Below are 12,869 nucleotides of genomic sequence, written 5' to 3' on the forward strand. Positions count from 1 at the left end.
ATGGAAAACTTGGCCATACTCGGGGTTGCGATCGGCGAGGCACTGCTGCTGAGCGGACTGCTCCTGTGGCGCCTTGCACCGCGCGCCGAAACCGCCGTCGGCGCAGACGATGCCGAGACGCTCCCCTTCCTCACCGGCGATTTCTCGCCGCTGCAGCGGCAACTGGCGCAGGCGGGCTTCACCAACCCGAGTGCGGTTCCGCTGTTCAACCTGTCGAAGGTCGTCGCCGGGGCGCTTGGTTTCGCGGCCGGATATCTCGGGCTGACCTGGTTCCGGGGCGACACGCCGGAGTTCTCGACGATGACCATCGCCGCCTGCACGGTGGCCTTCTGCGTCGGCTATATGCTTCCCGCATTGTGGATCAGCGCGCGCCAGGAAGCCTATAAGCAGCGCCTGGAAAAGGCCCTGCCCGACGCCCTCGACCTGCTGCAGATCTGCATGGAGGCCGGCCAGTCGCTCGACCAGTCGATCATCCGCACCGCACGCGAGCTGCATCCGGTGCACCCGGAACTTGCGGCGCATCTCGACTGGGCCGCCGAGGCGATCCTTGCCGGCATGGACCGCGGCGAAGCCTTCCGCCGGATTGCCGCCGAAACCGAGAACGAGGATATCGGCGCACTCGGCAATGCTCTGGTGCAGACGGTCCGGATGGGCACGCCGGTCGCACAGATCCTGACTGTCTACACCGACGACCTGAGGGATAAGCGGCTGCGCAAGGTCGAGAGCAAGGCCAACGTCCTGCCGACGAAGATGACGCTCGGCACCATGGCGTTCACGGTGCCGCCGCTGCTGCTGCTGCTGCTGACCCCGGCAATCCTTCGTATCATGGGAATGGTGTGATGAGCACGACGACACGCGGAGCTGGCCGGGCGCTGTTTTGGCGGCACGGCACCTCGGCCCCGGAACAGAGCGGCGCCGGCGCCGGGCAGGGGCTCGCGCTCACGCTGCTGGCGCTGCTCGGCGCGGGCTTCCTGCCGGCGCAGATCTGGCAACAGCCGGGACTTGCGGGTTTCGCACTCAGCTGCGCCTTCGGCGTGACCGTGCTGACCGCATACCGCCGCCGCGCGCTGACCGGACGCGGGGCGCTGGCGGCGACGGCGGGGCTCGGGCTCGTCATGGCGTTCCGTTTTCTGCCGGTGGTGTCGCCGCTCGCCGACGGCGGGCTGCAGCGCATGCTTCTCGGCGCGGGTCTCGGGCTGGTCGCGCTCGGGCTGAACGAGCGCCTGCCGAGCCTCGGCGAAACGCGGACGGAGCCGGATCGATCGCCGGGGTTCCTGGGCTTCACCCTCGGCTGGCAGGCAATCGCCGTCGTGGCGATTGCGGTCCTTCTGCTCGAACTCATGCTGTTCAACGTGCCCGTCGACATCAGCTCCGCCCTGCACGCCGAACTGATCGCCCTGTGCATCCTCACGGCGCGAAACTTCACCGGCTACGCCCTCGCCCAGCAAGACCGCGTCGGCAGGGAATCGGCCGGGATGATCGCCGCACTCGGTCTCGGGCTCTTCACCCTGCTCCCGGCCGGGCTCGAGCTCGCCAGTGTCGCACAGGGTACGGTCCCCGCCATCGTCGCATTGCTGGCCTCCGCGATGATGCTGCTTTTGGTCAGCGTGCTGCGCACGGCCCGCGCCGCGGCGGCCTGCGCGGCGGCGAGCTGCGCCGCGCTTGGCGAGATGACGGACCATGTCCCGGACATCGGCAGCTCGATCCCCGAGCTTGCGGTGATCGCTGCCTTCATCATGGTGTTCGTGGCGCTGAACCGATTCGCGCAATGGGGGATGGGGGACGGGCTGGCAGCGGCCGGCGCCGGGCGCCGCTTTCAGGCGGACGAGGGCCGCTGGCTCGCCGTGCTGGATCTCAACCGCCGCCTGATGAGCTTTCCGCTGTCGCGCGAGGCCGATCTGCGCGACGTGCCGTTCTCGCACCTCTTCGCCCATGCCGAGCTGCCGCCGCTGATGGAGCTGTTCCGCCGGCTGAACGCCTCGGCCTCCCTGCCCGATAGCGGGGACCCGACCCCGCTGACGATCACCATCCCCGGCGAGGCCCCCACCCTGATGCGGACGCGGGTGTTAGCGCGCGAGGACGGGCAGATCTGGCTCAGCCTCGCCGCCGAACAATCCGACCGCAGCCTGGCGGACCGGCTTCAGGCCTGCGAGGCCAGCCTCGTCGAGGCGCGCAGCCGCGAAGAGCACCTGCTGGCCGTCGCCTCGCACGAGCTGCGCACCCCGGTCGCGATCCTTGCCATGCTGGTCGAGGACATGAAGGCCGGGTCGAGCTGGGACGAGATCGGCATCAGCATGGAAAGCACCGTCCGGCGGCTGACCGGCATCATGGAAAACCTGCGCGCGCAGACCGACAGCCAGGGTCGGGGCGAGATCTTCACCCTCGCCGAAATCGGCTTCCAGATCCTCGAGACGTTCAGCAGCTCGGCCGCGAACATGCGCCTGCGCCTCGACCAGTCGCAGGACTCCGAACTGCTGCTGCAGGGCGCGCCGGTGCGCATCGTCGTCGCATTGTCGAAACTCGTGCATAATGCGATCGTGCATTCGCGCGGCACCGAGGTCACGATCAGTTCCTTCCTCACACCGGGCGAGGGCAACACGGCGACGGTGACCTGGATGGTGCGCGACGACGGAACCGGCATCGCCGAAGAGGCCCGCGGCCGGATCTTCGAGGCGTTCCGCGCCGCGGGCAACGAGGGCACCGGCGATGCGACCCCGGGGCTCGGGCTCTATTACGCGCGCAAGTCCATCGGCATGATCGGCGGCAAGCTCTGGCTCGACGAGACGGTCCGGCCGGGCGCCTGCTTCGTCATGACCCATCCCGTCCGGCTGCTGCGTGAAGAGCCGGAAACCGACGAACCGAGGCAAGAAATGACCCAAGACAGTGTTCCCTATGCATCGAAATCCGCTCTCCTGGTCGAGGACAACAAGCTGGTGGGCGAGTTGACCGCGAACCGGTTGCGCCGGCTGTTCGGCACCGTCACCTGGGTCGAGACCGGGGTCGAGGCGCTGGCGAGCTTTCGCGCCGCACCGCCCTCGATCATCTTCGTCGACCAGCTTCTGCCCGGCATGACCGGCAGCGAACTGGTCGAGGAGATCCGCCGGATCTCGCCCTCGGTGCCGGTCGTCGGGATCACTGCCTCGACACTCGGATCGGAATGCGAGCGACTGGAGGCGGCGGGCGCAAACCTCGCCGTCGAAAAGCCGCTGAGCTTCGATCAGACCCGGCTGATCGCGCAGCAGTTCTTCGGCACTGCAGACTGATCCGCGCCTGCTGCACCTTGTCCCCCGGTGCATATGCGCGGTGCGGGATTGCGCCCGGCCCTCAGTCGTGCGCGAATCCGGTATCTGCCCCGTCCCTCCGCCCGGAAAGGCTGTCGCTGTGGCAATCACAGAGAACCCGTCGCTGAAGAACCTGATCGACACCCTGTCGCATGCCGAAGCTGCAGACGATCGCGCGCTGCTGCTGCTGAGCGGCAGCGGCGATGCGCTTTTCGCCAACCCAGCCGGCGACGCCCTGCTGCGCCACTGGTCGCACGGCGCAGAGCTTCCGCCGGCGATGCGCGCGGCGATGCGCGACGCCCCGCTCTATCTGCGCCGGCCCCTGCCCGACGCAGCCGGGGCGGAACTGATCTGCCTGCCGCTCGACGACAGGGCGGGTCAGCGCGTCTATCTTTTCCGGGCCGACCGGCCCACGCCCGAGGCCGAGGCCTACCGCCTGATCCGCCGGTTTGCGGTACATGACCTGCGCAGCCCGCTGCAGGCCCTGCTGGCGACGACCGAAGGACAGGCCCCCGCCCTTTCCGCAGCCGCACGCACAGCCCTCGACCGGATCACCGACATTCTTGCGCTGTCGCGCGCCGAGACACTCGCCGAGCTGTCGTGCGCCTTCGATCCGGCCACCACCATCGCGGCGGTCGTGACGATGCTGCAGCCGCTGGCGCAGTCCCGGCAGGTCCCCCTCGTCTTCGACCCGCCGCCGCGGCGGGCCGAGGTGCAGGGGCCGGAACCGATCTTCCGGCTGCTGGCACAGAACCTGATCGGCAATGCCGTGCGGCATGGCGCAGGCCTCCGGCGGATCAGGCTGCGGATGGAGCTTGATCGTCCCGGCCTCTGGACGATCACCCTCGAGCAATGGCAGCAGGCGGGCACGATCCCGCGGGCGCTCCTCGAAGGGCTGGCCCGGGGAACCGCCGAAACCTCGGAGGGAGTGCGGCTGATGCACGCCGCGGGGCAGATCCTGCATGGCAGTTGGGACCTGCTGTCGCGCCCGGGGGAAGAGGCGATCGCCCTCTCCTTCGCGCTGCCCGAGGCGGCCGATCTTGCCCCGGCGGAGGCGACGCCCGACGCGCCGCCCCACGACCTCGCCGGCGCCCGCATCCTCATCATCGAGGACAATACGGTCGTCCGTGACTGGCTGGCGCAGGCTTTCCGCCGCGCCGGGGCCCTGGTCAGCACCGCCGCCGACGGCATGGCCGGGCTGCTGCTCGCGGAAACCGCCGCGCCCGCATTCGACGCGGTGCTGCTCGACCTCGTCCTGCCCGGGCTCGACGGGCTGTCGATCGCCCGGCGGCTGCGGCTGCGCGAACGGCGCGGCCGGCCGCGCCTGATCGGCTTCTCGGCGCAGGACGACGCCGAAACACGCGCCGCCTGCGCCGAGGCGGGAATCCGCCTGCTGCTGCCCAAGCCCCTGCCCGCGGCGCAGCTTCTGACCCGTGTTGCGCACGAAATCCACGACCTCAGATCATCGGAGCCCCCCATGGACCAAAGCCCGGCCGTGCCGTCATCGCCGGCTCAGCGTATCGCGCTGTTCAGTGACGCGATCGTGCAGGAACTGCTGACCGATCTTGGCACAGAGGGGGCAAGACGGTTCATGGGGCGCGCCCTCGACGAGGCCGCGGAAACCCTGCGGGCGCTGCAGGAGCAGGGCTTCGGGGCGAAGACACGCGCCCAGCTGCATTCCTCGGTCGGTTCGTGCGGCATCACCGGGCTGCGCCTGGTCGAGGCCTGCCTGCGCCGGATTCAGGACACCGGGCGGGAGAGTGGCGCGCTCGCGCCCCGATACCGCGAGCTTGCCGAGGCGATCGAACAGACCCGGACGGCGCTGACGGATGGCGGGCCGCTGGGCCCGTCACCGACCGGGCGGTGAGCGCCGCTGTGCGCAGCTCAGCAGAAAATCCCTACTTGTTGTTTCGCGATGACGTTATATGGCTCGACGAGGAAAAGGGGCGACGCACCGAATGACACCTGAGAACAAACTGCATCTCCTCATTGCCGACGATCATGCGATGATCCTGGAAATGTTCCAGATGTTCGTGGGGCAGACCGCCGACATGGAGCTGAGCACCGTGCAGGACTTCGACGGCGCTTTCGCGCTGATCGGCGCAAAGGGACCGTTCGACATCATCTTGCTCGACCTGCAGATGCCCGGGATGAACGGGCTCGAGGGGCTCGACCGCGCCCTTGCCGCGAACGGCGGAAAGCCCGTTGCGATCCTCACCGGCAACCCGACGGCGCATCTTGTCGACGAGGTTCTCGGGCGCGGTGGCGCCGGTGTCGTGCCGAAGACCATGCCGCTGAAGTCTCTGGCGAATGCGATCCGTTTCATGGCCGCGGGCGAGCGATACGTGCCGCTCGAGCTGCTGAATGACCGCAACACGGCGCGCGACTCTCTCGAACATCCGCTGACCGATCGCGAGTTCGGTGTGCTCGAGCATCTGGCGGAAGGGCGTTCGAACCGTGACATCGCAACGGCGCTGAACCTCGCCGAGCAGACGGTCAAGATGCACGTGAAGTCGATCTGCCGCAAGCTCGGGGTCAGCAACCGCACCCAGGCGGTGATCGTCTCGCGCGACCGGAACCTGCTCTGAGCCGCCTAAGCGGCCGCCGGGAGGCGACCGCGGGCCGCCTCCGGAGATTTCCGCCTCAGAACCGGGTCGAGAAGCTCAGCCCGAAGCTCTGGGTGTCGTCGCCCTTTTCCTTCTCGGTCGCCTTCGCCAGGTAGATCGACAGCGGCGAGCCATGCACGTCGAAAGTCAGCGTCACACCGACCGAGCTGCGCAGGTTCTTGCCATCGTCGATCATCCCGCCCAGCGTGTCATTCAGCCCCCAGACCGAGCCCGCGCTCACGAAGGCGCCGACCCGGGTCGGGGTATGGAACACCTCGCCGACCGAATGCTGGACGTCGATGCTGCCGACCGCGTAGTAGTTGCCGCCGAGGAAGTCCTTGCCGTCCTTCGGGCCGATGCCGCGCGGCGCAAAGCCGCGGAACATCGCCCCGCCGGCCTGATAGCGGTCCACGATCCGCGTCGCCGCACTGCCCTGCTGGGACAGCGCCCCGCCCTGGAAGCTGAACATCACCAGAGTATCCGGGCTGAGCGGAACGCTCGACTGCGCCGAGATCCGGCTGTCGGCAAATGCGTGCTCGTCGCTGAGGTTCCAGAAATACTGGTCGAAGCGGAACGAATAGGCCGGCGCGGCAAGCGTCGAGACCGACTCGTCCGAATGGACGGAATAGCTGAAGCGCAGATAGGGGCGCACCACCGATCCCTCTTCCGCGCGGATCAGGGCGCTCGCGTCGCTGTCGACATTCTCCAGCGCGTCGCGGCGATAGCCGAGCCCGCCCTCGAACCGGCCGAGCACCGGGTCGACATGGGCGAGGTAGCCCTCGATCCGGGCGCTGCGGTGCCCGAAGCTCTGGTCGTCATACTCGGTGTTCAGGAAGGCCGCATCCAGCCCGAAGTCCAGGCGACCGGGCGTGTCGCCGCTGTAATAGGCATTGGTCTCGAGACTTTGCGATTCCGCACCAAGGCGCATGTCGATCGAGCCATAGGTGTTCGGGAACAGGTTGTAGCGCTCGAAGAAGACCGAGCCGACGACTCCGTCCTCGCTGTCATAGGCGATGCCGAAGCTCGCCCGCCCCGGACGAAGCTGCTTTTCCTGCACATCCACGACCAGCGTCCGGCCATCCGCCGTCACCTTGGCCGCGCTGAACACGCCCGAGTCCTTCAGGCAGCTCTCGATCTGGCGCAGATCATCGGCGGAATAATCGGTGCCGGGCGCGATGCCGCAAGAGGCCTTGAGCTGATCGTCGGAGACCATCCGGGTGCCGTGCACCGCCACGGCGTCGAAGCTGCGCGCCTCGGCAAGCGGTGCGATCACCGCACAGGACAGCAGGGCGGCCCCGCCGAGCAGACCAACACAAGCCCCCTTGGTTTTGCGGTCAATGTGCATCGTCTCTGCTCCTCGGATCTCTGTCGCGTCTTTCGCGCCCGTCGTGAGTGAAGCGGCGCGAGGTGTCAACGCTTCGCCTCTCCGGGGCGCGATATCGGTGTAGTGCTGTGACACGCAGGAAACGGCGCGGCCGTCTCATCCGGGCATGTGGATGAGCTTGGCCCAATGCGGCATCCGCTTCACGCCACCGCCGACATGGATGGCGCCGGGCAGCTCGTATCCCGCGGGAAATCCCGCGGCTTCGGGGAAGCCGAAGACCGAATCATGCACCCGCACGTCGTCGAGAATCATCGGCCAGACCTGTTCCCCCAGGAACGCCTGATCCATGAACCTGTTGTCGTGATATCCCTTGGCGCCGAGAAGATAGTCGCGAATGTTGGGCAGGACCCCGGCGGTGCCGCCCCACATGCCGGCAAGGATCAGTTCGTGATGGAGGACATGGTCGCGCATCACGTGGAACCGCCTGCCCGACCCGAGCCAGTCCGAAACCGCAAGAAGCTCCTTCGCATTCAGACGCGAATCCGCATCGCGACAGACGAAGACGTTCACCCCCGGGTCGTCCGACACGAAGAAGCGCCACATCGGCCGGAGCCCGGCAAGATCGGGGTCGTCCATCATCACGACCTGCGCGCCATAGGCCTTCAGCGCCTCGATCGCGTCGGCGGGCACGCTGCGGTCGCAATAGAACCGCGCGGTCCAGCGCAGATACAGATGCTTGGCAATCTGCGCATTGACGATCGCCCCGGTCACATATTCCGGCCGGTCCCCCCAGAGCGAGAAGGCGATGATGTTGCGCTCGGCATGCTCGGGGTCGAAGCCGCGCCCGCCGGGCTTCAGACCGGCCTGGGCGAAGGGGCTCTGACGCGCGCAGTCCAGCGCGTGCCGGTGCTTGTCGCGCAGGTTTGTCAGCCCCTCGCGGCGGGCGTCTTCCTGATGGCCGGAGCGGCCGAGACAGGAGATGTAGGTGTTCCGGGTCGCGATGTCCTCGCGCAGCTGCAGCGCCGTGCGCAACGGCGCGATCGCCGCCTCGTATTCGCCGCGCTGCTTGAGGAACAGCCCGAGCGCGACATGGCCGTCGAAATCGGCGGGGTGATGGAGCGCATAATGCTCGAAGGCGCGACGCGCCGTCAGGTCATCTCCCGCATCGCGCAGGCTGTAGGCCATGAACAGGCCGGCATTTCCGTCGGGATCGCATTTCGCCGCGACGCCATAGACCTTCGCGGCATCGAGGAAGCGGCCCTCGGCACGCAGATCCCGCGCCATCCTGCGGATCTCTTTGACAGGAGGATAGCTGCTGGTTCCGGCCGCGGCCTGCGCGGCAGACTCGAAGACGGGCTGTTCGGACATGCAGGTCATTGCCATTCGGGAAGACACTTGAATGAATACGCACGAAAAAGGCGGCCGCTTGACGCGGCCGACCGAGGCAGCCTCACGGCCGCGGCCGGCGCGTCAGGCCCACGCTGCCGCGTCAGCCAGCGACCGAAGGTAATGCGCGTTGTTGTGTTTCGCCGCATGCAGCCCGTAGGAAAAGGCCGCCCGCGAAAGCGGCGTGCGCAGCGTCGCGTCGCAGATCGCCATTCTCTCGGTGCTGAAATCGTCGTCCTTGACCGAGGAGGACAGCAGCAGCAGCGGCATGTTCGGAACCGCCCGGCGCAGGAACAGGCATTGCTCGACCACCTGGCAGACATCGCCGATCGAGCTTTCATCGACGAGGCAGAAGTCGACCCGGTGCACGCTTCGGCGCAGCCGCCGCTCGGAGGTGCTCTCGAGATCGGTGAGCATCAGATTGCCGCCCATCCGCCGCACCCAGTCGTTCACGCAACTGGAGACGTCGCCGGCCTTGCCGAAAAACAGCGACAGCCCCCGGGGACAATAGGCCGAGATATAGCCCAGACGCGAGACCTGGCGCTCACGTCCCCCCCAGTAGAACAGCGACGGGCGGGCCTGCCGCGCCTGGCGCCGGGGAACAGCGGTGTCTCTGTCGATCATTCCATTAGGATATTCGAACATTTGATACCTCACCTCACAGAGTGCCCCCACTCCATACCGGCCAGGAAGGCGTGGGCTGAGTCGCCTGCCGCCCCCCTGGCGCGTTATGGATAAGATACGAACCAAATCCCCTCGTGTATATACTAAAGTATGTTCATTTTGAATTTTGGTTGGGTTTCACCGCTTTCCCTCGCCGGTGTCTTCGCGGCGATGCCCCAGCGCAGAGGGCATCCAGGGCGCGCGTAGCAACGCACGCCAACGTCATTTGGCACCGGAAAAACGCGCTTGCACTCGGAATGCCGCCTTGTCATACGTATCGGCGCAACGCGCTTGGCCCTTGTTCTACAGGACAAAAGAAGCAAGGCGTGTTCAATGCATTACAGAACATGGCCGCGGCACGGACCGCCCCGGCCGCCCGCCTGCCCGGCCCAGGATTGCACCGCCCGCCAAGAGACGGGCCACGCAATCCGGAATCGGAGCGGGTCCAGACCGAAAGACATTCGCCGTGAAACGTCGCGCTTTCGTCCTCCTCGCGCTTCTCCCCCTCGCCGCCTGCGGCAGCAAGAACGGGGAGATGCAGTTCTACCCGATCGCCGGGCCGATCGCCGATGCCGATTCCTCGATCGTCATCGCGGCCAAGGCGACCAATATCGAAACCTCTTCGGGGCAGCTCTACTTCCGCCTGCCCAAGCCCAAGCTGAAATGCGAAGGCACCTGGAGCTCGGTCACCCCCAAGGTCACCTCGCACGAGCGCGGCCTGTCGCTGACGATCCGCGACACCGGCGGCAAGTACAAGAACGCGACCGAGGATGTGGGCGGCGTCAACCGCGGCGAGATCTACGCCGTGTGCGAGGACGGCACCCGGATCCAGGGCAGCTTCATCCAGGGCTCGGGCACGAAGAGCGGCACCGGCACCGCCACCGACACCCTCGGCAACAGCTACAAGCTGCTGTTCTGACCTTTCGCGAAACCGGCGCGGCGCGCGGGCTCTGGCCCGGCGCGCCCGGCTGCGCTATGGCTCGGCCATGACCGACACGCCCTTCCCCACCCCCGAAAGCCTGGCCGCCTGCGCCGTCGACGTGCTGACCACCGCCGATGCGATGGAGAAGACGGCGAAATCGCGCGCCCATGCGAAAGCGTGGTTCGACGCCCGCGCCGCCGGCACGCCGATGCCGATCGGCACCGCCACGCCGCCGCTGCGCCCCGCCCGGCCGGAGCGGCCCGAGCTGCTCGCCCCGCGCGACGTACCGCGCCGCCGTCCGGGATCGGACGCCGGACGCAAGGCGCTGCTGCATGCGCTCGCCCATATCGAGCTCAATGCCGTCGATCTGCACTGGGACATCCTCGCCCGCTTCACCGCGACGCCGATGCCGATGGGCTTTTACGACGACTGGGTGAAGGCGGCGGACGAGGAATCGAACCACTTCCGGCTGGTGAATGCCTGTCTCGGCACGCTCGGCTCGTTCTATGGCGAGCTGCCCGCCCATGCCGGGATGTGGCGCGCTGCCGAGGACACGGCCGAGGACCTGATGGGACGGCTGACCGTGGTGCCGATGGTGCTCGAGGCGCGCGGGCTCGACGTCACTCCGGGGATGATCGAGATCTTCCGCAAGGCCGGTCTGCCCGACGCCATCGCCGCGCTCGAGACGATCTATGCCGAAGAGGTGGGCCACGTCGCCTATGGCTCGAAGTGGTTCCACTTCCTGTGCGGCCGGCACGAGCTCGACCCGAAGGAGACCTTCCACGGGCTCGTTCGGACCTACTTCCACGGCGCGCTGAAACCGCCCTTCAACGAGGAAAAGCGCGCCGAGGCCGGGCTGCCGCCCGATTTCTACTGGCCGCTGGCCGAGCGCGACGACGAGGTCTGAACCGCTTGCACCCGCAGCGGAAACGGGGTAGGCGAGGCGCCCTTCCAGCGGAGCCCGCGCCATGCCCGATTTTCCCCTCGCCATCGACTTCGGCACCTCGAACTCCGCCGCGGCGGTGCTGATGGGCGGCCTGCCGCGCCGCATCCCCATCGAGACCGGCGCCGACACCCTGCCCACCGCGGTCTTCTTCCCGGCAAATGGCGGGCCGATGCGGATCGGCGCAGCCGCGGCCGAGGCGCTGATCGCCGGCACCGAAGGACGCTACATGCGCGCGCTGAAAAGCGTGCTCGGCACCTCGCTGCTGAACGAACCGCGGCTGATCGGCGGCAAGCGGCGCAGCGTCGCGGACATCATCACCGCCTTCCTGATCGAGCTGCGCAGCCGCGCCGAGGCGACGAGCGGTCTGCGCTTCACCCGCGCGCTTTCCGGCCGGCCGGTGCATTTCCACACCAACGCCCCCGAGCGCGACCGCCGCGCCGAGGACGACCTGCGCGCCTGCTATCTGGCCGCGGGCTTCGAGACGGTCGAGTTCCTGCCCGAACCCGAGGCGGCAGCGCTCGCCAGCACCGGCAATGCCGCGGCGGGCGAGACCGGGCTGGTCGTCGACATCGGCGGCGGCACCTCGGACTTCACCCTGTTCCGCACCACCGGCGCCCGCCCCGAGATCATCGCGAGCCACGGCATCCGCCTGGGCGGCACCGATTTCGACCATGCCGTGTCGATGGCCCATGTGATGCCCGCCCTCGGCCTTGGCGGCAGCCTGCGGCGCGAGCTCGGCTCGGGCCTGCTGCCGGTGCCGCAGGCGATCTATGTCGACCTGTCGACCTGGGCGAAGATCCCCTTCCTCTACACACCCGAGACCCGGCGGATGGTGGCCGGCATGGTCCGCGTGGCGGTCGAGCGCAAGCAGATGGAGCGCCTTGCCACGGTGCTGGAAGAGGAGCTCGGCCACGAGATCGCCTTCGCCGTCGAGAAGGGCAAGATCGCCGCGAACATGCGCGAGGAGGCGGCCCGCATCGCGCTTGGCTTCGTCGAGCCGCGGCTGGCCTGTGACGTGACGCCGGCCTCGCTCGATGCCGCGCTGGCCCGCTACCGCGCCGATCTGGCCGAGGCGATGGCCGAGACGCTGCGCCTTGCCGGGCTGGCGCCCGGGGATGTCAGCCGCGTCGTCTTCGTCGGCGGCGCCAGCCTGATGCACCTGGTGACGGAGGAGGCGGCGCGGCTCTTCCCGCAGGCCGCGATGCAGCAGGGCGACGCCTTCACCGCCGTCGTCGACGGGCTCGCCCTCGCCACCGCGGTCTAGAAGCTCGCCAGCACCCGCAGGTGGCTGTGGGCGTGGTTGCCGCCGCCCTCGTGCACGTGGTGGTGGTGCTCGTCCTCGGCCACCGGGATCAGCCCGAGCGTGCCATGCAGCACCCCGCGTTCGAGGAACAGCGCCTCGGCATAGGCGCGCACCTCCGCCACCCGCCCGCGCATCACCGCCACCTCGAGCGCGTGACGATGGTCGAGCGGCACCGACAGCGCCGCCACCGTCTGGTCGTGCCGGTCGAGCCGCCCCTGTGGCAGCCGCGTCGCCAGGCTGCGCACCGACGGGTCGACGACATAGCTCACCGTGCCGAAGCACTCCGCCGCCTCGGGCGCGCCCGGCCGCGCCGCCAGCGCCCGGCGCAACAGGTCGCGGATTGCCTCCGACCGGCTTTGCGCCCCGGTCTGGTCGAGATAGGCGTCAAGCTCCGCCGCCAGGTCGTCGTCAAGCGTGATCGTCGTGCGCTGCATCCTG

The 12,869-nt window shown here is 68.2% G+C and carries 11 protein-coding genes; 7 read left to right on the forward strand and 4 right to left on the reverse strand.

From position 1 onward, the window contains the following. The 4 genes from EOW65_RS03975 to EOW65_RS03990 all read left to right on the forward strand — a co-directional run bounded on the left by EOW65_RS03975 (position 1) and on the right by EOW65_RS03990 (position 5,869). The gene (locus EOW65_RS03975; RefSeq protein WP_128147702.1) at positions 1 to 840 is read left to right on the forward strand and encodes a type II secretion system F family protein; all 840 of its coding nucleotides are present in this window, start codon (positions 1 to 3) and stop codon (positions 838 to 840) included. Then, the gene (locus EOW65_RS03980; RefSeq protein WP_128147703.1) at positions 840 to 3,263 is read left to right on the forward strand and encodes a response regulator; all 2,424 of its coding nucleotides are present in this window, start codon (positions 840 to 842) and stop codon (positions 3,261 to 3,263) included. Before EOW65_RS03975 ends, EOW65_RS03980 begins: the two co-directional genes overlap by 1 nt. A gap of 118 nt (positions 3,264 to 3,381) precedes the next feature. Then, positions 3,382 to 5,148: a response regulator gene (locus tag EOW65_RS03985; protein ID WP_128147704.1), complete on the forward strand. Its 1,767-nt coding sequence runs from the start codon at positions 3,382 to 3,384 to the stop codon at positions 5,146 to 5,148. A gap of 91 nt (positions 5,149 to 5,239) precedes the next feature. Next, positions 5,240 to 5,869 carry a response regulator transcription factor gene (locus tag EOW65_RS03990; RefSeq protein WP_128147705.1) on the forward strand — a complete coding sequence of 210 codons (630 nt, stop codon included), beginning with the start codon at positions 5,240 to 5,242 and terminating at the stop codon, positions 5,867 to 5,869. Between the two features lie 55 nt (positions 5,870 to 5,924). Here the strand turns inward: EOW65_RS03990 and EOW65_RS03995 are convergent, their stop codons facing one another. From EOW65_RS03995 to EOW65_RS04005, 3 genes are all read right to left on the reverse strand, one after another. Then, entirely contained in the window at positions 5,925 to 7,232 is a 1,308-nt protein-coding gene (locus EOW65_RS03995; RefSeq protein ID WP_128147706.1) for a BamA/TamA family outer membrane protein, read from the reverse strand. Between the two features lie 135 nt (positions 7,233 to 7,367). Beyond that, positions 7,368 to 8,495: a UDP-N-acetylglucosamine-peptide N-acetylglucosaminyltransferase gene (locus EOW65_RS04000; protein ID WP_128147707.1), complete on the reverse strand. Its 1,128-nt coding sequence runs from the start codon at positions 8,493 to 8,495 to the stop codon at positions 7,368 to 7,370. 186 nt (positions 8,496 to 8,681) lie between these two features. Next, positions 8,682 to 9,221: a hypothetical protein gene (locus tag EOW65_RS04005; RefSeq protein WP_128147708.1), complete on the reverse strand. Its 540-nt coding sequence runs from the start codon at positions 9,219 to 9,221 to the stop codon at positions 8,682 to 8,684. Positions 9,222 to 9,795: 574 nt separating this feature from the next. On the opposite strand from EOW65_RS04005, the gene EOW65_RS04010 reads away from it, so the two are divergent. From EOW65_RS04010 to EOW65_RS04020, 3 genes are all read left to right on the forward strand, one after another. Continuing rightward, complete coding sequence (locus tag EOW65_RS04010; RefSeq protein ID WP_240664490.1) at positions 9,796 to 10,179, forward strand: hypothetical protein; 384 nt, start codon at positions 9,796 to 9,798, stop codon at positions 10,177 to 10,179. A 67-nt stretch (positions 10,180 to 10,246) separates the two neighbouring features. Continuing rightward, complete coding sequence (locus EOW65_RS04015; RefSeq protein ID WP_128147710.1) at positions 10,247 to 11,089, forward strand: ferritin-like domain-containing protein; 843 nt, start codon at positions 10,247 to 10,249, stop codon at positions 11,087 to 11,089. Positions 11,090 to 11,150: 61 nt separating this feature from the next. Further along, entirely contained in the window at positions 11,151 to 12,392 is a 1,242-nt protein-coding gene (locus tag EOW65_RS04020) for an Hsp70 family protein (protein WP_128147711.1), read from the forward strand. Here the strand turns inward: EOW65_RS04020 and nikR are convergent. After that, the gene (nikR, locus tag EOW65_RS04025) at positions 12,389 to 12,865 is read right to left on the reverse strand and encodes a nickel-responsive transcriptional regulator NikR (protein WP_128147712.1); all 477 of its coding nucleotides are present in this window, start codon (positions 12,863 to 12,865) and stop codon (positions 12,389 to 12,391) included. The two genes, EOW65_RS04020 and nikR, sit on opposite strands and share 4 nt — an antisense overlap. Positions 12,866 to 12,869: the final 4 nt, after the last annotated feature.

This window comes from Paenirhodobacter ferrireducens, from assembly GCF_004022265.1.
Classification (GTDB): domain Bacteria; phylum Pseudomonadota; class Alphaproteobacteria; order Rhodobacterales; family Rhodobacteraceae; genus Rhodobacter; species Rhodobacter ferrireducens.

Excerpts from the sequence above, each read along its gene's own strand:
- EOW65_RS03975 (WP_128147702.1), top strand. The coding sequence starts at position 1 with ATGGAAAACTTGGCCATACTCGGGGTTGCGATCGGCGAGGCACTGCTG.
- EOW65_RS03980 (WP_128147703.1), top strand. The coding sequence starts at position 840 with ATGAGCACGACGACACGCGGAGCTGGCCGGGCGCTGTTTTGGCGGCAC.
- EOW65_RS03990 (WP_128147705.1), top strand. The coding sequence starts at position 5,240 with ATGACACCTGAGAACAAACTGCATCTCCTCATTGCCGACGATCATGCG.
- EOW65_RS03995 (WP_128147706.1), bottom strand. The coding sequence starts at position 7,232 with ATGCACATTGACCGCAAAACCAAGGGGGCTTGTGTTGGTCTGCTCGGC.
- EOW65_RS04000 (WP_128147707.1), bottom strand. The coding sequence starts at position 8,495 with ATGGCGCGGGATCTGCGTGCCGAGGGCCGCTTCCTCGATGCCGCGAAG.
- EOW65_RS04005 (WP_128147708.1), bottom strand. The coding sequence starts at position 9,221 with ATGATCGACAGAGACACCGCTGTTCCCCGGCGCCAGGCGCGGCAGGCC.
- EOW65_RS04010 (WP_240664490.1), top strand. The coding sequence starts at position 9,796 with ATGCAGTTCTACCCGATCGCCGGGCCGATCGCCGATGCCGATTCCTCG.
- EOW65_RS04015 (WP_128147710.1), top strand. The coding sequence starts at position 10,247 with ATGACCGACACGCCCTTCCCCACCCCCGAAAGCCTGGCCGCCTGCGCC.
- EOW65_RS04020 (WP_128147711.1), top strand. The coding sequence starts at position 11,151 with ATGCCCGATTTTCCCCTCGCCATCGACTTCGGCACCTCGAACTCCGCC.
- nikR (WP_128147712.1), bottom strand. The coding sequence starts at position 12,865 with ATGCAGCGCACGACGATCACGCTTGACGACGACCTGGCGGCGGAGCTT.